Annotated in this window: 20 protein-coding genes; 9 read left to right on the top strand and 11 right to left on the bottom strand. The window is 69.6% G+C overall.

Translation table 11 applies throughout. The features are described 5' to 3' along the window. Positions 1–567: 567 nt before the first annotated feature. Positions 568–1,059: a hypothetical protein gene (locus tag ACG04R_RS10200; RefSeq protein ID WP_394409102.1), complete on the top strand. Its 492-nt coding sequence runs from the start codon at positions 568–570 to the stop codon at positions 1,057–1,059. Positions 1,060–1,128: 69 nt separating this feature from the next. Here ACG04R_RS10200 and phbB read toward each other — a convergent pair whose 3' ends face one another. Genes phbB through phaC form a run of 3 tightly spaced genes read right to left on the bottom strand, consistent with a single transcriptional unit; the run spans position 1,129 to position 4,725 of the window. After that, entirely contained in the window at positions 1,129–1,866 is a 738-nt protein-coding gene (phbB, locus tag ACG04R_RS10195) for an acetoacetyl-CoA reductase (protein WP_394409099.1), read from the bottom strand. A 31-nt stretch (positions 1,867–1,897) separates the two neighbouring features. After that, complete coding sequence (locus ACG04R_RS10190; protein WP_394409096.1) at positions 1,898–3,082, bottom strand: acetyl-CoA C-acetyltransferase; 1,185 nt, start codon at positions 3,080–3,082, stop codon at positions 1,898–1,900. Between the two features lie 11 nt (positions 3,083–3,093). Continuing rightward, the gene (gene phaC, locus ACG04R_RS10185) at positions 3,094–4,725 is read right to left on the bottom strand and encodes a class I poly(R)-hydroxyalkanoic acid synthase (RefSeq protein ID WP_394409615.1); all 1,632 of its coding nucleotides are present in this window, start codon (positions 4,723–4,725) and stop codon (positions 3,094–3,096) included. Positions 4,726–4,911: 186 nt separating this feature from the next. On the opposite strand from phaC, the gene ACG04R_RS10180 reads away from it, so the two are divergent. Further along, positions 4,912–5,178 (top strand): hypothetical protein, encoded by a 267-nt coding sequence (locus ACG04R_RS10180; protein WP_394409093.1) that lies wholly within the window; start codon positions 4,912–4,914, stop codon positions 5,176–5,178. Here ACG04R_RS10180 and pgeF read toward each other — a convergent pair. Continuing rightward, complete coding sequence (gene pgeF / locus ACG04R_RS10175) at positions 5,098–5,838, bottom strand: peptidoglycan editing factor PgeF (RefSeq protein ID WP_394409090.1); 741 nt, start codon at positions 5,836–5,838, stop codon at positions 5,098–5,100. The genes ACG04R_RS10180 and pgeF overlap by 81 nt on opposite strands. Continuing rightward, positions 5,828–6,463, bottom strand: a complete 636-nt coding sequence (maiA, locus tag ACG04R_RS10170) for a maleylacetoacetate isomerase (RefSeq protein ID WP_394409087.1) — start codon at positions 6,461–6,463, stop codon at positions 5,828–5,830. The genes pgeF and maiA overlap by 11 nt, the downstream gene beginning before the upstream one ends. 33 nt (positions 6,464–6,496) lie before the next feature. Here maiA and ACG04R_RS10165 point away from each other — a divergent pair, with 33 nt between their 5' ends. Genes ACG04R_RS10165 through ACG04R_RS10155 form a run of 3 tightly spaced genes read left to right on the top strand, consistent with a single transcriptional unit; the run spans position 6,497 to position 8,631 of the window. Beyond that, positions 6,497–7,051, top strand: coding sequence for an NUDIX hydrolase (locus ACG04R_RS10165; RefSeq protein ID WP_394409084.1), 555 nt, complete (start codon positions 6,497–6,499; stop codon positions 7,049–7,051). A gap of 22 nt (positions 7,052–7,073) precedes the next feature. Next, complete coding sequence (locus ACG04R_RS10160; RefSeq protein WP_394409082.1) at positions 7,074–7,832, top strand: substrate-binding periplasmic protein; 759 nt, start codon at positions 7,074–7,076, stop codon at positions 7,830–7,832. Between the two features lie 28 nt (positions 7,833–7,860). Then, on the top strand, positions 7,861–8,631 hold the full coding sequence (locus tag ACG04R_RS10155; RefSeq protein ID WP_394409079.1) for a substrate-binding periplasmic protein: 771 nt from the start codon (positions 7,861–7,863) through the stop codon (positions 8,629–8,631). A 7-nt stretch (positions 8,632–8,638) separates the two neighbouring features. Here ACG04R_RS10155 and ACG04R_RS10150 read toward each other — a convergent pair whose 3' ends face one another. The 4 genes from ACG04R_RS10150 to ACG04R_RS10135 form a co-directional block, all read right to left on the bottom strand. After that, positions 8,639–11,170, bottom strand: coding sequence for a sensor histidine kinase (locus tag ACG04R_RS10150; RefSeq protein WP_394409076.1), 2,532 nt, complete (start codon positions 11,168–11,170; stop codon positions 8,639–8,641). 3 nt (positions 11,171–11,173) lie between these two features. Continuing rightward, entirely contained in the window at positions 11,174–11,965 is a 792-nt protein-coding gene (locus ACG04R_RS10145; RefSeq protein WP_394409073.1) for an ABC transporter substrate-binding protein, read from the bottom strand. 26 nt (positions 11,966–11,991) lie between these two features. Next, a complete protein-coding gene (locus ACG04R_RS10140) occupies positions 11,992–12,687 on the bottom strand; it encodes an HD-GYP domain-containing protein (RefSeq protein WP_394409612.1) in 696 nt (231 codons plus the stop codon). Positions 12,688–12,760: 73 nt separating this feature from the next. Further along, the gene (locus tag ACG04R_RS10135) at positions 12,761–13,135 is read right to left on the bottom strand and encodes a response regulator transcription factor (RefSeq protein ID WP_394409070.1); all 375 of its coding nucleotides are present in this window, start codon (positions 13,133–13,135) and stop codon (positions 12,761–12,763) included. Between the two features lie 131 nt (positions 13,136–13,266). Between ACG04R_RS10135 and ACG04R_RS10130 the strand changes: the two genes are divergently transcribed. From ACG04R_RS10130 to ACG04R_RS10115, 4 genes are all read left to right on the top strand, one after another. Continuing rightward, positions 13,267–13,413 (top strand): hypothetical protein, encoded by a 147-nt coding sequence (locus tag ACG04R_RS10130; protein WP_394409067.1) that lies wholly within the window; start codon positions 13,267–13,269, stop codon positions 13,411–13,413. Between the two features lie 80 nt (positions 13,414–13,493). Next, positions 13,494–13,970: a chemotaxis protein CheW gene (locus tag ACG04R_RS10125; protein WP_394409064.1), complete on the top strand. Its 477-nt coding sequence runs from the start codon at positions 13,494–13,496 to the stop codon at positions 13,968–13,970. A gap of 24 nt (positions 13,971–13,994) precedes the next feature. Further along, a complete protein-coding gene (locus ACG04R_RS10120) occupies positions 13,995–15,662 on the top strand; it encodes a methyl-accepting chemotaxis protein (RefSeq protein WP_394409061.1) in 1,668 nt (555 codons plus the stop codon). A gap of 193 nt (positions 15,663–15,855) precedes the next feature. Continuing rightward, positions 15,856–17,856 (top strand): methyl-accepting chemotaxis protein, encoded by a 2,001-nt coding sequence (locus ACG04R_RS10115; protein ID WP_394409058.1) that lies wholly within the window; start codon positions 15,856–15,858, stop codon positions 17,854–17,856. A 15-nt stretch (positions 17,857–17,871) separates the two neighbouring features. Here the strand turns inward: ACG04R_RS10115 and ACG04R_RS10110 are convergent, their stop codons facing one another. Together ACG04R_RS10110 and guaD are read right to left on the bottom strand one after the other, a co-directional pair. Then, positions 17,872–18,063 carry a hypothetical protein gene (locus ACG04R_RS10110; RefSeq protein WP_394409055.1) on the bottom strand — a complete coding sequence of 64 codons (192 nt, stop codon included), beginning with the start codon at positions 18,061–18,063 and terminating at the stop codon, positions 17,872–17,874. A gap of 98 nt (positions 18,064–18,161) precedes the next feature. Continuing rightward, on the bottom strand, positions 18,162–19,478 hold the full coding sequence (guaD, locus tag ACG04R_RS10105) for a guanine deaminase (RefSeq protein WP_394409052.1): 1,317 nt from the start codon (positions 19,476–19,478) through the stop codon (positions 18,162–18,164). Between the last annotated feature and the right edge of the window lie 36 nt (positions 19,479–19,514).

Genomic DNA, 19,514 nt, shown 5'->3' with positions numbered 1-19,514 from the left:
AGCAATGTGCGCAGAAGCAGACCTTTAAACACGGGGCGCCGCCGCCCAGCAATCACCACCACCTTACCGACCGCGGCCGCTGCAAAGCTGAGATCAAGCTGCCGCTGTCCTGAACTTCCCCGCCGAACGCTCAACTGCCCAACCCGCCCTTCCGGCAGCGAGGCCGACGCGGCGGTCTGCTCGACAGGCATGGTGTTATGCCGCGTCGTCGTGTCTACCTCGCGGCTGGCCGCAGACGATCGGCTGATCAGGTCGGCCTGCGGGTTGGACTGACGGGTGATGTCACCCATGATGGGCGCCACCCGGCGGATGCGTTGAGCTGGCTCCTGACCTGACCGGCGAGCCCATGGATGGCCGGCGGCAGCCCACACGTGTGGCCCGGGCATGGGTTTGAGGCCCGAGCCGACGCGGGGCCCCGCCAGACACACGCCACCCGTTGCGAGACGTCAGCGTTGCGCGTCGCCCGCTTGCAGTTGTGTCCTGATGCATCGGCTGCCCTCACGCCGGAAGCATCGCGATACAGAAGCGCCGTCCAGCCCATCGGTAGCGCGAACACACTCCGCCCCCATGGATATCCAGATCGACTCCCAACTGCCCGCCCTGACACCGGTTCAGGCCTTGACCGGCTGGCGACGCGAGTTCTGCGTCGAACTGCTGGGCGACGGCCGCGTCCGCATCTTCACGCGGATGGTCGTTTCATCCTCGCGCAAGGCCACCGAGCTGCAGCGCGGCGTGCTGTTCCACCCGGTGGGCGCCGGCTTCCACGACCTGCGCAGCTGCGTGAAGACGGCCGCCGGGGCGCTGCGCGACCTCGTCGCGTCGGCCACGCGGCAAACGCCCTGTCGTGCCAACCTGTTCTCGGCCGTCGCCTACGACCAGCGCGCCTGGGAGCGGGTCACGGACGCGCTGGACCAGTGGCAACGCCGCCCACACCCGGCCGCGCGCGGCGTGGCCGCTGCACCGCACGGCCCACGGCCGACGCTGCGCCAGTTGCCCATCCTCGCCCGGCGTGCCGCGCAGGTGCAGCACGCGCGGGCCGGGTCGTCCGGGCCTCACTGAACAGCCTCAAAAACGAGAAAGGCCGGCCGCCCCGTCGGACAGCCGGCCTCGCGGATAACGCCGCGGGCTTTAGCCCATGTGCAGGCCGCCGTTGCAGGAGAAGTCCGCACCGGTCGTGAAGCCGCTGTCTTCACCGGCCAGCCAGGTCACGACGGAGCCGATTTCCTCCGGCGTACCCAGGCGCTTGACCGGGATGGTCGCGACGATCTTCTCCAGGATCTCGGGCTTGATGGCCTTGACCATGTCCGTACCGATGTAGCCCGGGCTGACGGTGTTCACCGTCACGCCCTTGGCCGCCAGCTCCTGCGCCAGCGCCATCGTGAAGCCGTGCATGCCGGCCTTGGCGGCGGAGTAGTTGGTCTGGCCGGCCTGGCCCTTCTCGCCGTTGACAGAGCTGATCTGGATGATGCGGCCCCAGCCCTTCTCGACCATGCCCGGCACGACCTGCTTGGTCACGTTGAACATGGAGTTGAGGTTGGTGTCGATGACGGCCTTCCAGTCGTCGGGCGTCATCTTCAGGAACATGCGGTCGCGCGTGATGCCGGCGTTGTTGACCAGCACGTCGATGGCGCCGTGCTCGTTGATGGCCTTCTGGAAGGCCTCGACCGTCGAGTCCCAGTCGGCCACGTTGCCGACGGAGGCATGGAACGTGAAGCCCAGGGCCTTCTGCTCGTCCAGCCACTTCTGGTAGTCGCGGCTGGGGCCGCAGCCGGCGATGACCTTGAAGCCGGCCTTGGCAAGCTTCTGGCAGATGGCGGTACCGATGCCACCCATGCCTCCCGTGACGTAGGCAACTTTCTGGCTCATGGATGTCTCCTTTGGTGGGTGGAAAAAATGATTAGCGCTCGACGGTCAGGGCCACGCCCATGCCGCCGCCGATGCACAGCGATGCGATGCCCTTCTTGGCGTCGCGCTTGACCATCTCGTGCAGCAGCGTGACCAGCACGCGGCAGCCGCTAGCGCCGATGGGGTGGCCGAGAGCGATCGCGCCGCCGTTGACGTTGACCTTGCTCGTGTCCCAGCCCATCTCGTTGTGCACGGCGCAGGCCTGGGCCGCGAAGGCCTCGTTGATCTCCAGCAGGTCCAGGTCGGCGGCCTTCCAGCCGGCGCGCGCCAGCGCCTTCTGCGCCGCAGGCACGGGGCCCATGCCCATCAGCGCGGGGTCGAGGCCGGCGGATGCGTAAGAGGCGATGCGGGCCAGCGGCGTCAGGCCCAGGGCTGCGGCCTTGGCGGCGGTCATGACGACCACGCCGGCCGCGCCGTCGTTCAGGCCGGAGGCGTTCCCCGCGGTCACGCTGCCGGCCTTGTCGAAGGCGGGGCGCAGGCCGGCCAGCGCTTCGGCGTTGGACTTGCGGTTGATGAACTCGTCGGCCGCGAAGACGACCGGGTCACCCTTCTTCTGCGGGATCGTGAAGGGGACGATCTCGTCCTTGAACTTGCCGGCGTCCTGCGCGGCGGCGGCCTTCTGCTGGCTGCCCAGCGCCAGCGCGTCCTGCTGCTCACGCGTGATGCCGTACTTCTTGGCGACGTTCTCGGCGGTGATGCCCATGTGGTACTGGTTGTACACGTCCCACAGGCCGTCGACGATCATCGTGTCGATCATCTTCCAGTCGCCCATGCGCTGGCCGTCGCGCGAGTTCGGCAACACGTGCGGGCTGAGGCTCATGCTCTCCTGGCCGCCGGCGATGACGATGTCGCTGTCGCCGTCGCGGATGGCCTGGGCAGCCAGCATGACGGCCTTCAGGCCGGAGCCGCAGACCTTGTTGATGGTCATGGCCGGCACGACGTTCGGCAGGCCGGCCTTGATGACCGCCTGGCGGGCCGGGTTCTGGCCCACGCCGGCCGTCAGTACCTGGCCGAGGATGACTTCGTTGATCTGGTCAGCGGCCAGGCCGGTGCGGCGCAGCAGGTCCTGGATGACGGCGGCCCCCAGCTCGCTGGCGGGCGTCTTGGCGAGCGTGCCGCCGAACTTGCCGATGGCCGTGCGGGCGGCGGCGACGATGACGATGTCTTCCTTGCTCATGTCAGTTCCTTTCAGGCTTTGACCTTGACGTATCGGCCCGGCGCGGGCTCGATGGATTTGAATTTGCGGCTGCCCGGCGTCTTCGGCGCGGGCCTGGCCTCGCCGGCGTGCGACGCCAGCCAGGCGGACCAGTCCGGCCACCAGCTGCCGGCATGCTCCGTGGCGCTCTTGAACCAAGTGTCGGCATCGGCCGGCAGCGCCGTGCCGGCCTTGCCTTCGGCAATCCAGTGGCTGCGCTTGGGCGGCTTGCCCGGCTTGGGCGGCGGGTTGATGACGCCGGCGATGTGGCCCGACGCGCCCAGCACAAAGCGCTTGTGCCCCTTGAGCAGCTGCGTGCTGCGGTAGGCGCTGGTCCACGGCACGATGTGGTCCTCGCGCGAGCCGTAGATGTAGACCGGCGCCTGGATGGCGCCCAGGTCCACCTTCTCGCCGCAGACGGTCAGCTTGCCCGGCTGCTTCAGCTCGTTCTGCAGGTAGGTGTGGCGCAGGTACCAGCAGTACATCGGGCCTGGCAGGTTGGTGGAATCGCCGTTCCAGTACAGCAGGTCAAACGGCGGCGGCGCCTCGCCCTTGAGGTAGTTGCCGACGACGTAGTTCCACACGAGGTCGTTGGGCCGCAGGAAGCTGAAGGTCGTCGCCAGCTCCTGGCCGTGCAGCAACTGCGGGCCCTTGGGTGACTCGGGGCCCAGCGTGGCCTCGCGCAACCGCACCGAGGCCTCGTCGACAAAGATGTCCAGGATGCCGTTGTCGGCGAAGTCCAGCAGCGTCGTCAGCAGCGTGACGCTGGCCGCGGCCTGTTCGCCGCGCGCGGCCAGCACGGCCAGCGCCGTGGCCAGCAGCGTGCCGCCGACGCAGAAGCCCAGCGTGTTGATCCGGTCCTGGCCCGAGATGGCCTGCGCGACGCGGATGGCCTCGATGACGCCGGTTTCGATGTAGTCGTCCCAGCCCAGGTGCTTGACCGACTCGTCGGGGTTGCGCCAGCTCACGACGAAGACGCGGTTGCCCTCGGCCACGGCGTAGCGGATCAGCGAGTTGTCCGGCTGCAGGTCGAGGATGTAGAACTTGTTGATGCAGGGCGGCACCATCAGCAGCGGCCGGGCCTTGACCGCGTCGGTCAGCGGCTTGTACTCGATGAGCTGGAACAGCTCGTTCTCGAACACGACGTTGCCGGCCGTGGTGGCGACGTTCTTGCCGACCTCGAAGGCGCTCTCGTCGGTCTGCGACACATGGCCGCGTTGCACGTCACCCCACAGGTGCTGCAGCCCGCGAGCCAGTGTTTCACCATGGCTGTCCAGCGCCAGCTTCTGTGCTTCAGGATTGAGCGCCAGGAAGTTGCTGGGCGAGGCGGCGTCGACGAACTGTTGCACGGCGAAGCGGATGCGCGCCTTGGTCTTGTCGTCGGCCTCGATGGCCGCGGCCATCTGCTGCATCGTGCGGCCATTGAGCAGGTAGAGCTGCGTCATGAAGCTGGCGGCGGGGTGGGCGCGCCACTCCGGCGCCGCGAAGCGCCGGTCGCTGACGGCGGGCGCCTCGCCCTGGCCCAGCGCCGAGTTCCACAGGGCCGTGGCCTGCTTCAGGTAGTCAGACTGCAGTTCGGCCAGCGTCGTGGGCGAGATCTGCGGCAGGTGTGCCATCTGCTGCATCAGATCGGCGAAGGGCTGCGCCTCTGCGGCGGGCGGTGCCTCGGTCTTCTTGCGGGTGGCCATGGATCTCCTAGGAACTTCTATCGCCTCTGGGGTCGAACCGGTCCGTTGCAATAAGCTTGCCACATCCTGCCGACACGACTTTGTAACCGCAGGCGCTGACGCGCCCATGACACCCCGCCTCCCATGTACCTCGTCGCCATCGCCTGGGCCTATGTCGCGTTGATGATGGCGGCCGCCGAGGCCCTGAGCCCGCAGGGCACGATCCTCGGCGCCTTCATCACGCTGATGCTCTACGGCATCCTGCCCCTGGGGCTGCTGCTCTACATCCTTGGCACGCCGGGCCGCCGGCGCCGTAGACGCGCGGCGGAACTAGCGGCCGAGGCTGATGCAGGCAGCCATCCGCCCGCGGGGCCGGCCCAGGGACTCGCCCCGGAACGAGAAGAAGCGTGAATCATCGGTCAGCGTGCACCAGCCACCGCCGCTGATTCGGGTGACATTGACCGACATCAACCTTTCGCGAGCCAGCAAGGCCAGGTCGGCGCGCCAGCGAGGCTCGGGGTTGGGCCGGTAGAGAAAGCCGGGCTGGTCGCGCGCGACGGGCTCGCGGCCGAAGGCGGCCACGACTTCGGGGCCGACCTCGAAGGCCTCGGGCCCGATGCAGGCGCCCAGCCAGGCCTTCACATCCCGCGGCTCGCAGCCGGTGGCCGTGCAGAGGCTGGCCACGGTGTTCTCCAGCACACCGGCGGCAAGCCCGCGCCAGCCGGCGTGCGCGCCGGCCACGCCACCCGGTGCCGAGAACAGCACCGGCAGGCAGTCGGCCACGAGGATGGCGACGGCCAGCCCAGGGTCGGTCGAGACGGCCGCGTCGGCCTTGGGGGCGTTGTCGTCATGCCAGTCGGCGCGCAGCCGCACGACGTCGGCGCCGTGGACCTGATCGAGAAAGACCGGGCGCGCGCCCAGCAACTCGGCGAGTCCGGCGCGGTTGGCCCGGACTTCGTCAGGGTCGCCCGCCTTGCGGCCGAAGTTGACCCCGCGCGTCGTCATGAAGGCGGTCACGCCAGCCCCCAGCTCGTCGGCCGCGGGCCGCAACCAGTGTGCGTCAGGCCGCATCGGGGCAGGTGTCCGGGTGGGTGCCGGCAAACGCCGGGAGCGCCAGGCAGGCGGCGTTGACGCGCAGCACGGTCGGATAGGCCTCCAGCGGGCACTCGAAGCGCTGTGCGTTGTAGACCTGCGGCACCAGCAGGCAGTCGGCCAGCCCGGGCGTATCGCCGAAGCTGAACTGCCCCGCCGTCGCCACGAGCCGCTGCTCGACGATGGCCAGGCCGGTCGCGATCCAGTGGCGATACCAGCGGTCCACGGTGCCCTGGTCCTGACCGAGGTCGTTCTTCAGGTAACGCAGCACGCGCAGGTTGTTCAGCGGATGGATGTCGCAGCCGATGTCCTGGGCCAGCGCCCTCACCTGCGCCCGCGCCAATGGGTCACGCGGCAGCAGCGGCGGCTCGGGGTGGGCCTCGTCGAGGTATTCGAGGATGGCCATGGACTGGCTCAGCCAGTGCCCGTCATCCAGCACCAGCGCCGGCACGAGGTGGGAGACCTGCTGGTTCGCGAAGGGCTCGGCGAACTGCTCATTCTTCGCGAGGTGGATGGACGCGCAGTCGTAGTCCAGCCCCTTCAGCGCCAGGCCGATGCGGACCCGCCAGGAGGCGGACGAGCGGAAGTAGTTGTAGAGCTTCATATGCCGATTTTGAGCCCTCTATAAACTGCCCGCATGCCCTTCCCCAGCCGTTTCAAGCACTGCCCCAACTGCGGCCACGCCGTGGACTACCGCATCCCGGCGGACGACAACCGAGAACGCGCCGTCTGCCCCGCCTGCGCCAGCATCCACTACCAGAACCCGCTGAACGTCGTCGGCACGCTGCCGGTCTGGGAGGCCGACGGCCGCGTGCTGCTGTGCCGCCGCGCCATCGAGCCGCGGCACGGACTGTGGACGCTGCCGGCCGGCTTCATGGAGCTGGGCGAGACTTGCGCCGAAGGCGCCTGGCGCGAGACGCGCGAGGAAGCCGGCGCCGACATCGAGATGGGGCCGCTGTACACGCTGCTGAACGTCGTGCGCGTCGGCCAGATCCATCTGTTCTACCTGGCTCACCTGCGCTCGCCGGACTTCAACCCCGGCCCGGAGTCGCTGGAGGCACGGCTGTTCCACGAGGACGAGATCCCCTGGGACGACATCGCCTTCAAGACGACACGCGAGACGCTGCGCTTCTTCTTCGACGACCGCCGCGCGGGCCAGGGCTACCCGCTGCATTCCATCGACATTCCCTGAGACCCGGCGCATCATCATCGGCATGCCGACGCGACGTCACTGGCTGGGTTGCATGGGCGCGCTGGCCCTGGCGCGGCCGGCGCATGCGGCGCCGCTGCGCGCCGTCGGCACGCAGTTCGCACGCGTCTTCGAGGGCGGCGACGGCGCACCGCCGCACGGCCTGGCCGTCGATGTGCTGAACATCGTCTTCGGCGCCGACCTGCACTGCGAGTTCGTCCCCTGGCCACGTGCGCAGCTGATGCTGGAGCAGGGCGAGGCCGACATCCTCGTCGGCCCCTACCGTACCCCGGAGCGCGAGACGCGCATGCTGTTCAGCGTACGGCCGCTGTTCTCCGACACCATCCTCTGGTACGCACGGCGGGACGAGGAAGCCACGTGCGGCGCTGACATGCAGCCGCTGCTGCCGCTGCCCATCGCTGCCGTACGTGGCTGGGCCTACGGCAGCCACTTCGAGCGCGCGCGTCCGCTGTTCCGCCAACTGACCTGGGTGCCCAGTGTGGAGGCCGGCCTGCAGATGCTGGCGCGCCGGCGCGTGACGCTGTTCGCCGGCAACGACCGCGACTGCGAACCCGTGCTGCAGAAGCTGGGGCTGGAGGCCGAGATCACGCGCTGCCCGATGCCGCTGGACGTGCTGCACAGCCACATGGCCTTCGGTCTCAGCTGGGCGGGCCAACAGTTGGCACAACGCTACGACGCTGCCTTCGAGGCCTGGCTGCGCGAGCCGGCCGCGGCGGAGGTGTACCGCCGCTGGAACATCCGGCGCCCCAGCACGGCGGCGTAAGGCAGACTGCCCGGGGAGGGAGGTGAGGATGCAGACAAGACGTTTCTGGTGTCGGGCCGGCCTGGGCTGGGCGGCTCTGTCGTCGCTGGCCGAGCCGGCGCGGGCGGCGCCGCTGCGCGCCGTGGGCTCGCAGTTCGCGCGCATCTTCGAGGGCAGCGAAGGCCAGCCGCCCAAGGGGCTGGCCGTGGAGCTGCTGGGCCAGCTGTTCGGCGACGGCCTGCGCTGCGAGTGGCTGCCCTGGCCACGCGCGCAGCTGATGCTGGAACAGGGTGAGGCCGACATCCTCATCGGCCCCTACCGCACGCCCGATCGCGAGGCGCGCATGCTGTTCAGCGTGCGCTCGTTCTATGCCGACGCCATGGTCTGGTACGCCCGCCGCGGCGATGAGGCCCGCTGGAGCGGCGAGTTCGCCGAGCTGGCCCAGGTGCCCGTGGCCGCCGTGCGCGGCTGGGCCTACGGCAGCCGCTTCGAGCGCATGAAGACGAGCCTGGGCCAGCTGACCTGGGTCAACAACGTCGAAGCCGGGCTGCAGATGCTGGCGCGGCGACGCGTCGACCTGTTTGCCGCCAACGACCGCAACTGCCAGCCGGTGCTGCAGCGGCTGCAACTGGGTGACGCCGTCGCACGCTGCTCGCCGCCGCTGGACGTGCTGCACGGCCACATGGCGTTCGCGCGCAGCGCGGGCGGCGAGGCCTTGTCGCGCCGCTACGACCAGGCCTTCGAGCAGTGGCAGCGCAGCCCGGCCGCGACTGACCTGTACCGGCGCTGGAACGTGGACCGCCCCGCCATCGCGTCCTAGCCGCGGCTCAATACGAGCTCATCAGCTGCGAATCCCCGGCCACACGCAGGGGCAGCCGGATGCGGAAAACCGCGCCGCCGCCGCTGCGGTTCTCGGCCGAGATCTGGCCGCCGTGGACCTCGATGATCTTGCGGCAGATCGCCAGGCCCAGCCCGGTGCCGCCGGAGCCGTCCTTGGTCTGGCTGGACTGCACGAAGGCCTCGAAGATGGACTCCAGCTCCGCCGGCGGGATGCCCGGCCCGCTGTCGGCCACGCTGAGCGTGAACTCCTCCGGTGTGGAGGCGACCGCCTCCACCTGCAGCAGCCCGCCCTGGGGCGAGAACTTGATGGCGTTCGCGATGACGTTGCGGATGGCCTGGTGGATGCGCAGCGGGTCCACCTTGGCCGTAAGCGGCTCATCGGCCAGGTGCAGCGTCAACTGCAGCCCGCGCTGGGCCAGCAACGGGTCCAGCTCGCGCAGCACCGCCTGCACCAGCGTGCGCAGGTCGCAGCGCTCCAGCTCGAAGGTGCCGACGGTGCTCTCGATCTTGGACACGTCCAGCAGGTCGTTCACGAGTGCCAGCATGCGCTGCCCGGAGCGGTGGATGTCGGCGAACATCGAGGCCAGCTTGGGCCGCTCGGTGCCGCGCGCGGCTCCGAGCTCGGAGAACCCGATGATGGCCTGAAGCGGCGTGCGCAGCTCGTGGCTGATGTTGGCGATGAACTCGGACTTGGCGCGCGAGGCCTCCTCGGCCGCGTCGCGCGCCTCGCGGGTGGCGCGCTCGGCGTTGCGGAACTCGCTGACGTCCACCAGCGTGCACAGGATGCCTGCGGGCCCGCCTTGCCGGTCCGGCACCAGCACCTTGGTGACCACCATGTCGCGGCGCGAGCCGTCGCGGTGCGTGACCTGGGCCTCGTAGCGCAGCCGGCCACCTTGGGCCATCAGCCGCATGTCCTGCTCGGCGTGCAGCGCGGCATCAGCCGGCGACAGGAAATGCCCCACCGCGCTGCCGATCACCTGCGAGCGCGGCCGGCCGACGAAATCCTCCCAGGCCTGGTTGACCAGCACGTAGCGGCCGTCGGCGTCGAACATGGACACCGGCTGCGGGCTGATCTCCAACAGCAGCCCGGTGAAGGCCAGTTGGTGCTGCAGTTGCTGGTCGGCCGCGACGCGCTCGCTCACGTCCACCGCGCTGCCGGCGAAGCCGACGATGCGACCCTCGCCGTGCAGGGGCACCACGGCCAGCTGGAAGTGCCGCGGCCGGCCGTCTGCCGCCGGGATGCACACCTGGGCCTGGCGCACGCCGGCGCGGTCGTCCAACCGGAACAGGGCCACCGCACGCTCGCGATCGGCCGGTGCGGCCAGGCTCGCGAAGCAACGGCCGCGGGCCTGCTCCGGCCCCTCGTCGCTGATGGCCGCCCAGCGCGCGTTGACGAAAGTGATGGCGCCGCTGGCATCGGTGCGGAAGATCAGCTCCTGCACGCTCTTCAGCAGCACGCTGAGCTCGCGCTCGCGCAAGGCCACCTGGTCATGCGCGCCGTCCAGTTCGTGCCGCGCCTGGTCGCGGGCATTCATCTCGCGCAGCAGCGCGGCCAGGCCGCCGGCAATGGCCACCAGCGCCAGCAGCCCAAGGCCGGCGAGCCAGCGCAACCGCGCGTACCAGGTCTGCAGCACGGCGGCCTCGGCCAGCTCGACGATGACCACCAGCGGGCGTGTGCGCGAGGCGCGGAACGCCACCAGCTGACTGCCCGGCTGAGCGCCGATGCCGACGTATTCGCCATGCTCGCGGGCTGGCAGCCAGGACTCGAACACGGGATGACCGCCCAGTGGCGCGCCCGGCTCAAGCGCCAGCTGGTCGTTGGCGGCGATGAGGTGACCATCCAGGCTGGCGAGCAGGGCCACGCCCCCCTCGTCCGACAGCGCCACCTGCTGGAAGTTGGCCAGCGCGCCCGGGTTGATGAGAGCCACCAGCAGCAGCCGCTGGCCATCGGGTCCGCGCACGGCTCGCAGCAGCGGCAGCATGCTCACGCCTGCCGCGCGCGGCGCCGGGGCGGCGCTGGCCAGGTCGGCCAGGCTGCGCCCGGGCAGCAACGGCAGCAGCCGGTCGCGCCCCTCGCGCGGCAGCGGGCCGAACCGGTCGAGCGCCACGCGCAGGCCCTGCTCCGCCGGGATGCTGCTCGCCAGCACGCTGCCGCGCTCGTCCAGCACGACGGCGCCGCGCAGAAACGGCAGGCTGTTGAGCAGGCCCTGGCCCAGCAGCGGCTGCAACCGCGCCGGCTCCGCCGAGGCCTGCCGGGCGATGCCCTCGCCCAGCGTCTGCAGGATCAGCGACGCCGACTCAACGGTCCGCGTGACATGGTCTTCCAGCGTGCGGGCAATCAGCTCGCTGCGATCCTGCGCGTTGTTCAGCGTCTCGCGCCGCTCGAAGCGCGCCAGCAACGACAGCGCCGCCAGCACGGCCAGCGCCAGCAATGCCGCCAGCAGCTTGGCCAGGAGGTGCGCGCGCCCCAGCAGCGGCCCGGGCAACCGGCGCTGTGCTGACTTGCGGCGCAGACGCATGGACTAGCGCGCCACGACGATGTCGGCCAGCCCGTGCCGCCGCGCCGCGGCGAGCAGCCGGCCATCGCGCTTGATGGCGGCCACGAACTCGTCCAGCCGCGCCAGCCAGCGCGCGTCGCCGCGCTTGACCGCGTAGCCGTAAGGCAGCACGTGGAAGGGCTTCGGCGGCGCCACGAGACGCGCCCAGTCGGCGTTGTCCAGCAGCCGGCGGCTGTAGGGGTAGTCGGTCATGAACACGTCGACGCGGCCGGCCTCCAGTTCCTGCTCGCGCGTGGCCGGCGGGCGGATGACGACCATGCGCGCCTGCTTGAGCGCGTCGCGCATGACCGGCTCCATGAAGGTGCCGGCCTGCACGGCGACGACGACGCCGGGCTGGTCGATGTCGCTCCACTGCCGCACCGTGCGGCTGGCGCGGGTGGTCACGCCGTAGATGTCGCTCTGCAGGTAGGGCTCGGTGAAGGCCAGCTGCTCCTTGCGGCTGGCCAGCATGCCGACCGCAAACATGGCCACGTCGCACCGCCCGCCGGTGACATCGGCCACCAGCTGCGGGAAGGAGGACTCGACGTACTCCAGCTTCACGCCCAGCTCGCGCGCCAGTTCGGCCGACAGGTCGATGTCGATGCCGCCCAGTTGCTCGGTGCGCGGGTTGCGGTAGGTGATGCCGTAGTAGTCGGGCCAGATGCACACGTGCAACGTGCCGGCGGCGCGCACACGCTCCAGCGTCTGGGCCTGGGCCGCCGAGGCGGCCAGCGCCACGCCGGCCAACGCCAGCGCGAATCTGCGGAACAGGGTCATGACGGGTCTCCCCGGGGTTGTGGTGTTCATTCCAGCGCCGCCAGTTCCTCGAAGGTGGGCGGCTTGCGGTTGATCTGCTCGCGCAGTTCGATCATCGCGGCGACGTTGGCGACGAAGCAGTCGACGACCTCCGGGTCGAAGGCCATGCCGCGCTGCTCGACGAGCATGGCCAGCGCCACGTCGTCCGCGAAAGCCTTGCGGTAGCAGCGATCCATCGTCAGTGCATCGAAGAAGTCCACCACCGCGACGATGCGGCCCGACAGCGGGATGGCCTCGCCGGCCAGGCCACGCGGGTAGCCGCCACCGTCCCAGCGCTCATGGTGGGTGAGCGCCACCTCGGCAGCGAGCCGGAACAGCGGCACGCGCGAGCGGCCCAGGATGTCGGCGCCCATCTCGGCGTGGCGGTTCATCTGCTCACGCTCCTGCGGCGTGTAGCCGCCGGGCTTCTTGAGCACCGCGTCGGCCACGCCGATCTTGCCCACGTCATGCATGGGCGCCGCGCGGCGCAGCATCGCCGCCAACGCGGGCGGCCGGCCCAGCGCCAGCGCCAGTCGCTCGGCCAGGTAGCCGATGCGCACCATGTGCACACCGGTGTCGTCGTCGCGGAAATCGGCCGCCAGTGCCAGACGCAGCAGCACCTCGTGGTGGGCCCGGGTCACCTCGCGCAGCGCCTCGTTGCGCTCCTGATACATACGACCCAGATCCAGGACGATGCGCTCCATCTGCGCGGCGGCGGCAGCGTCGAAGCTGAGATCGGCGCTGGTCGTGTCGAGACTGCTCAGCACGTCGCCATCCTCAGGCCGGGGCCCACAGCTCGGCGATGCAGTCGATCAGCTGCAACGGGCTGAACGGCTTGACGAGATAGATGTCCGCGCCGGCCTGCAGCCCGGCTTCGCGGTCACTGGCCTGGCCGCGGGCGCTCAGCATGATGACGCGCGGGCCCTGCCCCGCCGGCACGTCGGCGCGCAGCCGGCGGCACACCTCCAGGCCGTTGACGGGCCCCGGCATCATCACGTCCAGCAGCACCAGGTCCGGCCGCTGCTCCTGCGCCATGCGCAGCGCCGTCTCGCCGTCGGCCGCCTCGCGGATGTCGTAGTCCTCGAACTCCAGCGTCATGCGGATCAGACGTCGGATGTCGGCGTGGTCATCGACGATGAGGATGGTTTTCATGGCGGTTGGCTCACGAGGTTGGGGCAGTCGGCGAAATTATCATTTATATCGAATGATGCAGGCAACGCCTGTGGCGATTTCCACCCCTCCGATCGGGCAAAAGTTCTCGCTCCAGGCCGACACACCAACGAATGACCGCTGCATTGATCCATATCAAGCCTGCAAGCCAAGGCACCGACGAGTCTCGTCAGGTGCAATCGGAGCGGGAGCTGTCGGACAGGATCGGCAGTGCGTTCGAGGCGGAGAGCGGCTGCCTGTTGGCAGGGATCAGTGATTGATTTCACAGAGTCGCCGCCTATCGGTCCGTTTTTGCATCAAATTTCATATCAAATATATCATATTGATCAGCAAAACGACCATGACCGCTCTCTCCGTCATCGAACATCAAGCCGTCGCCTCCGTGGCGCCGCAGGAAGTACTCAGCTCGCGCCTGGGTGCCGAGGACTACGGCATCGACATCCTGGCCATCCAGGAGATCCGTCGCTACGAGTCGCCCACGCGCATCGCCAACGCCTCCGGCCATCTGCTGGGCGTCATGGACCTGCGCGGCGTCATCGTGCCCATCGTTGACCTGCGCCGGCTGCTGGGCCTCCCGGCCGAGAACGGCTCGAACACCGTGACGGTGGTCGTGACGCTTGCCGGGCGCACGGTGGGGCTGGTGGTGGACTCGGTGTCCGACGTCGTGGCGCTGAGCGCCGAACAAATCCGCCCCCGGCCCCATCTGGGCGGCCAGGGGAACATCGACTTCATCGTCGGGCTGGCCCAGCTCAACACCATCGACGGTCAGCGCCTGCTGCAGTTGGTGGATCTCGACGCACTGCTGCGCGACCTCTGACCCCGTCTGCAAAAGGCAAACCTCATGAATGCATTGAAGCAACTCCGCATCGGCGCCCGCCTGACCATCGCTTTCGCCCTGGTGGCTGCGCTGATGGTGGGGACGGCCGTCATCACCCGGTTGGGCCTGTCCAGCATCCACGAGGACATGGACACGGTGCTGAACAATCGCTATGCCAAGGTGAAGGTCATCAACGACATGGGCGACGACGTGAACCTGCAGGCTCGCGTCGTTCGCAACCTCGTCATCATGGACGGTGAGGCCGAACGCGAGCAGGAGATCAAGACGCTGCTCGCTTCGCGCGAAAAGGTCGACAAGGCCTATGCCGACCTGAGCAGCCGCATCCAACTGGCGAAGGGTCAGGCCCTCCTTGAGAAGATCCAGCAAGAACGGAACGGTTTCGCTGCCGAGGCAGACGAACTCGTGAAGCTGGTACGGGCGGGCGACGTGGCGGCCGCCAAGTCGCTGCTGCTGAGCAAGCTGCGCCCCCGCCAGCTGGCCTATCAAGCGCGCCTCCAGGATCTGACGGTTTTCCAGGAAGAGCTGATGAGGGCGTCTAGCGAAGCCACGATGGCCACCATCGCCCAGGTCTCTGCACTCACCCTCACCGGCACGCTGGCGGGCATCGCCATCGCCCTCGCCGCCGGCGTGATCGTCACGCGCTCGGTCACCCGCCCGGTGAGCGGCATCGTCGCGACGCTGAAGCAGGTGGCCAGTGGCGACCTCACGGTGGACGTGACCGTGGACCGCGGCGACGAGGTGGGCGATCTGCAACGCAGCCTGGGCGAGACGGTCGCTGCGCTGCGCCGGCTCGTAAACGAGGTGCGCTCCGGCATCGATTCGGTGACAACGGCCTCCAGCCAGATCGCGGCCGGCAACCAGGACCTGTCCAGCCGCACGGAGCAGCAGGCCTCCAGCCTGCAGGAAACGGCCAGCTCGATGGAAGAACTGACCGCGACGGTGCGCCAGAGTGCCGACGCCGCCCGCGCCGCCAGCAACCTGGCCGCCAACGCCAGCCTGGCCGCGGGCCACGGCGGTGACGTGGTGAACCTGGTGGTGGGCACGATGGACGAGATCAGCGCCAGCAGCCACAAGGTCGTAGACATCATCGGTGTCATCGACGGCATCGCGTTCCAGACCAACATCCTGGCGCTGAACGCCGCCGTCGAAGCAGCACGTGCCGGCGAGCAGGGTCGCGGCTTCGCCGTCGTGGCCAGCGAGGTGCGGGTGCTGGCCCAGCGCAGCGCCGAGGCCGCCAGGGAGATCAAGAGCCTCATCGGCAGCAGCGTCGACCGGGTGGAGGCCGGCAGCCGACAGGTCGCCGAGGCCGGGCAGGCCATGCAGGAGATCGTCGAACAGGTGCGCAAGGTCAACGACCTGATCGGCGAGATTGCCGGCACCACCGGCGAACAGAGCCGCGGTATCGAGCAGATCAACACCGCGGTGACGCAGATGGACCAGGTGACCCAGCAGAACGCCGCGCTGGTCGAGGAAGGGGCCGCTGCCGCGTCCAGCCTGGCTCACCAGGCCCGGTCGCTCTCGGAAGCGGTCGCGATGTTCCGGGTGGGCTCGACGCACCAGGCCACGACAGTCGCAGCGCCGACGCCGCGCAAGCCGGTCCCGTCGCCGGCGCCGCGCCGCGCCAGCAGCAAGCCGTCCATCGAGTCGGATCTCGCCTGGGAATCGTTCTGAACCGACGACCGCCATCACGGGTGGCCCTCGGCCACCCGTGATCGTTTTCACACCCAACGTTTGAACCCGCACCCTGGCCCAGGCCTCGATGCAATCGTTTGATCGTGCTCAAGAAAACAGACGAGGCCCGGACCTCCAATGCCCGCCATTCGGGCCATGCAAGGTGAGCCCGCAGAACTCCAACGATATGACCATGCAAACCATTGATCTCGACACGACCCAGGCCGGGCATGGCAGGACGGCCGGTGCCCCGGCGGGCGGGGGCTTCTTCCTGCACCACGGCCCGTGGGCGCTCGGCGTGCGGCTGTTCCGCAATCTCAAGTTCGCCGCCAAGGCGGGATTGATCTCGCTGGCCTTCCTCGTGCCGCTGGCCGTGCTGGCGGTGGCGTTCATGCGCGAAGGCCAGGCCACCATCGACTTCGCCCGCCGCGAGCTGGCCGGCGTGGCCGTGATCGGCAAGCTGGAGCCGTGGTTGATCGAGGCCCAGAAGCAGCGCCGGCTACTCCTGTCCGGCGCCGCCACCACCATCGACTGGGAGGCCATCGCCAAGCGGCAGGCCGACGTGCGTGCACTGGTGGACAGCCTCCCCGACGGCATGGACCTGCGCACGGACCTGGCCAAGGTCGAGCAGCAGCAGCAGGCCTTGAAGGCACTGTCGGCACAGACCGGCGTGGACGCACTGGAGGCGCCGCTGCAGGCCTACGTCGAGGCCCTGCGCGACCTGCGCACCGTCGCCCTGGATCACTCCAACCTGACGCTGGACCCCGACCAGGACAGCTACTACCTGATGAGCCTGTCCACCGACGTGCTGACCGACGTCATCGAGTCGGTCTCGCGCAGCCGCGCGCTGGCCGGCGCCGCCGCCCGCCAAGGCGCCACCGCTCCAGCTCAGCTGCACGAGCTCTACGGCGTCTGGTACGAGGGGCGCGAGCGCATCGCCGCGATCACCCAGGCCGCCGCCCGCGCCGGCGAGACCAACGCCGACGTGCGCCGCCGCCTGTTGCCCGAGGAAGCCGTCGCGGCCTCGCGAGCCTTCTACGACGCGTCGGCGCAGGCCTGGTTCAAAGGGGAGTTCAACGCCGACGTGCAAGCCCTGTCCCAACCCGGCCAGGCCGCGGTGGACAGCCTGCGCGCCCTGGGCACGCGCGCCAGCCAGCAGCTGGGCGAACTGCTCCAGGCCCGCATCGATGCCACCCGCTCCACGCGCAACCTGATCCTGGCCGTCATCGCCTGCTCGCTGCTGGTTGCCGCCTACCTCTTCTACGCCTTCTACCTCGTCATGAACGGCGGCCTGCGCGAGGTCAGCCGTCACTTGACTGCCATGACCGGCGGGGATCTCACGACGTCGCCCCGCCCTTGGGGACGCGACGAGGCCGCAGAGCTGATGCTGCTGCTGGCCAACATGCAGCAGAGCCTGCGCAGCATGGTGCTGAAGGTGCGCGCCGCATCGGACGGCATCGTCAACGCCAGCACCGAGATCGCCGACGGCTCCAACGACCTGTCCGCCCGCACCGAGCAGACCGCCGCCAACCTGCAGCAGTCCGCCGCCGCGATGGAGCAGATCAGCGCCACCGTGCGCCAGACCTCCGACCATACGCAGGAGGCCACCCGCATCGCCTCGCACAACGCCAGCGCGGCCGGCCGCGGCGGCGAGGTCATCCGCTCGATGGTGAGCACGATGGAGGACATCCAGGCCTCGTCCGGCCGGATCGTCGACATCATCGGCGTCATCGACAGCATCGCCTTCCAGACCAACATCCTGGCGCTGAACGCCGCCGTGGAGGCGGCCCGTGCCGGCGAGCAGGGCCGCGGCTTCGCCGTCGTGGCCAGCGAGGTGCGGGCGCTGGCACAGCGCTCGGCCGGCGCTGCGCGCGAGATCAAGAGCCTCATCTCCAGCAGCGTCGAGAAGGTCGAGAACGGCACCGGCATCGTGCGCGAGGCCGGGCGGGCCATGGGCGACATCGTCAGCAGCGCCGGCCACATCAACACGCTGCTGGCGCAGATCGCCACCGGCTCGGGCGAGCAGAGCGAGGGCATCAACCAGGTCGGCACTGCCGTGCAGGAGCTGGACCGCGCCACGCAGCAGAACGCCGCCATGGTCGAACAGACCGCCGCCGCGGCCTCATCGCTGCGCGATCAGGCCCAGGGGCTGGTGGCGGAGGTGGCCCGCTTCAAGCTGCCGCAGCACGCCTGACCCGGGCAGGCGCGGCTAGCGCCCGCCCAGCACGCGCGCCGGCAGCATGACGATGGCGCGCAGCAGCGCGAACGCGCCGTCCACGGCGATGCCCAGCAGCCGGAACGGCAGCGTGATCAGCCACACCAGCGGCCACAGCAGCAGGGCCAGGATGGCCAGCGGCCAGCAGACGATGAACAGGATGCACCAGAGCAGAAAGCCGAGCATCGCGGGACTCCTTGTGATCGAACAGGCCGCACGGTAGCCCGCGCCGCCCGGCCGGTCGCGCGGCCGGCGACGAAGCGACGATTGCGCCGGACGAGCCGTCAGACGCGCTGACGGCCCGCCACGTAGCAGGCCGCCAGGTTGCGCTCGTCGGCCAGCGTCATCCACGCGAAGACGCGCTCGTGCAGCTCGCGGGCAGCGGCGTCGCGCACCTCGGCGACGGGGCCACTGGCCCAGTCCCACACGCAGATGTCGGCCGTCTGGCCGACCGACAGCCCGCCGATCTCGCCGCCCAGCTGCAACGCCTCGGCCGCGCCGCGCGTGGCGGCGTGCAGCGCCGTCCAGGCTGTCAGCCGCTCGCCGCGCAGCGCCTGGATCTTGTAGGCGTCCAGCATGTTGCGCGGCAGGTTGAGCGACGTTCCGCCGCCCACGTCGGACGCCAGGCTGACGTTGAACCCCGATGAATTGGCGGAGGGCCAGTCGAACAGCCCGCTGCCGAGGAAGAGGTTGCTCGACGGGCTGTGCGCCACCTGCGCGCCGCGCTCGGCGATGAGGCGCCTGTCGGTCTCGTCCAGCCAGATGCCGTGGGCCAGCACGGCGCGCTCGTGCACCAGGCCCACGCGCTCGTAGACATCCAGGTAGCTGCGCGCCTCGGGGAAGAGCCTGGCCACCCAGGCGACCTCGGCGCGGTTCTCGGCCACATGGGTCTGCATGTAGAGGCTGGCGTCGGCGCGGCACAGCGCACCGGCCATGGCCAGCTGCTCCGGCGTGCTGGTGGGCGCGAACCGCACGGTGACCGCGTAGGCCAGCCGGTCGTGGCCATGAAAGCGCTGGATCAGGTCGGTGCATTCGCGCTCGGCATGCACCACATCGTCGCGCAGGCCGTCGGGCGCGTGGCGGTCCATCAGCACCTTGCCGGTGATGAGGCGCATGCCGCGCGCCGCCGCGCCCTCGAACAGCGCCTCCGCGGAGGTCTTGTGCACGGTCGCGAAGACGACGGCCGACGTCGTGCCGCTGGCCAGCAGCGCGTCGAGGAAGACCTCGGCACCCGTCCGGCTGCGCGCCGGATCGGCAAACGCGCATTCGCTGGGGAAGGTGTAGCGCTCCAGCCAGTCCAGCAGCTCCGTGCCGTAGGAGCCGATGACCTCCAGCTGCGGGCAGTGCACGTGGGTGTCGATGAAACCCGGCAGCACCAGCTGCCCGGCATGGTCCTTGCGCACCCAGCTGGCGTCGGGCTCGTGGGCCTGGCGCCCGACGATGCGGCCGCCTTCGATCAGCAGCCAGTGGTCGCGGTCGAAACGCACCGCGGGCGAGTCCGTATCGCCCCAACGCGGTGCGGCCGTGAAGTCCAGCAAATCGCCGCGCAGCGCCAGGCGGCGCGGGGTCGACGAAAAGTTTTTCTGGTTAGTAAAACTCATATGGCAATTCTGAGGCAAGGTCAGACAATCGAGGCC

The organism is Pelomonas candidula (assembly GCF_043555985.1).
GTDB classification, from domain to species: domain Bacteria; phylum Pseudomonadota; class Gammaproteobacteria; order Burkholderiales; family Burkholderiaceae_C; genus Pelomonas; species Pelomonas candidula.
The sequence above is the reverse complement of the archived record's forward strand: the minus strand, read 5'-3'. Positions and strand labels throughout refer to the sequence as shown.

Coding starts and splice junctions, on each gene's coding strand:
- phbB (WP_394409099.1), bottom strand. CDS start 1,866: ATGAGCCAGAAAGTTGCCTACGTCACGGGAGGCATGGGTGGCATCGGT.
- ACG04R_RS10200 (WP_394409102.1), top strand. CDS start 568: ATGGATATCCAGATCGACTCCCAACTGCCCGCCCTGACACCGGTTCAG.
- ACG04R_RS10140 (WP_394409612.1), bottom strand. CDS start 12,687: ATGGAGCGCATCGTCCTGGATCTGGGTCGTATGTATCAGGAGCGCAAC.
- ACG04R_RS10190 (WP_394409096.1), bottom strand. CDS start 3,082: ATGAGCAAGGAAGACATCGTCATCGTCGCCGCCGCCCGCACGGCCATC.
- ACG04R_RS10120 (WP_394409061.1), top strand. CDS start 13,995: ATGAATGCATTGAAGCAACTCCGCATCGGCGCCCGCCTGACCATCGCT.
- ACG04R_RS10115 (WP_394409058.1), top strand. CDS start 15,856: ATGCAAACCATTGATCTCGACACGACCCAGGCCGGGCATGGCAGGACG.
- ACG04R_RS10155 (WP_394409079.1), top strand. CDS start 7,861: ATGCAGACAAGACGTTTCTGGTGTCGGGCCGGCCTGGGCTGGGCGGCT.
- ACG04R_RS10160 (WP_394409082.1), top strand. CDS start 7,074: ATGCCGACGCGACGTCACTGGCTGGGTTGCATGGGCGCGCTGGCCCTG.
- ACG04R_RS10150 (WP_394409076.1), bottom strand. CDS start 11,170: ATGCGTCTGCGCCGCAAGTCAGCACAGCGCCGGTTGCCCGGGCCGCTG.
- ACG04R_RS10135 (WP_394409070.1), bottom strand. CDS start 13,135: ATGAAAACCATCCTCATCGTCGATGACCACGCCGACATCCGACGTCTG.
- guaD (WP_394409052.1), bottom strand. CDS start 19,478: ATGAGTTTTACTAACCAGAAAAACTTTTCGTCGACCCCGCGCCGCCTG.
- ACG04R_RS10110 (WP_394409055.1), bottom strand. CDS start 18,063: ATGCTCGGCTTTCTGCTCTGGTGCATCCTGTTCATCGTCTGCTGGCCG.
- ACG04R_RS10165 (WP_394409084.1), top strand. CDS start 6,497: ATGCCCTTCCCCAGCCGTTTCAAGCACTGCCCCAACTGCGGCCACGCC.
- maiA (WP_394409087.1), bottom strand. CDS start 6,463: ATGAAGCTCTACAACTACTTCCGCTCGTCCGCCTCCTGGCGGGTCCGC.
- ACG04R_RS10145 (WP_394409073.1), bottom strand. CDS start 11,965: ATGACCCTGTTCCGCAGATTCGCGCTGGCGTTGGCCGGCGTGGCGCTG.
- pgeF (WP_394409090.1), bottom strand. CDS start 5,838: ATGCGGCCTGACGCACACTGGTTGCGGCCCGCGGCCGACGAGCTGGGG.
- phaC (WP_394409615.1), bottom strand. CDS start 4,725: ATGCAGCAGATGGCACACCTGCCGCAGATCTCGCCCACGACGCTGGCC.
- ACG04R_RS10180 (WP_394409093.1), top strand. CDS start 4,912: ATGTACCTCGTCGCCATCGCCTGGGCCTATGTCGCGTTGATGATGGCG.
- ACG04R_RS10125 (WP_394409064.1), top strand. CDS start 13,494: ATGACCGCTCTCTCCGTCATCGAACATCAAGCCGTCGCCTCCGTGGCG.
- ACG04R_RS10130 (WP_394409067.1), top strand. CDS start 13,267: ATGACCGCTGCATTGATCCATATCAAGCCTGCAAGCCAAGGCACCGAC.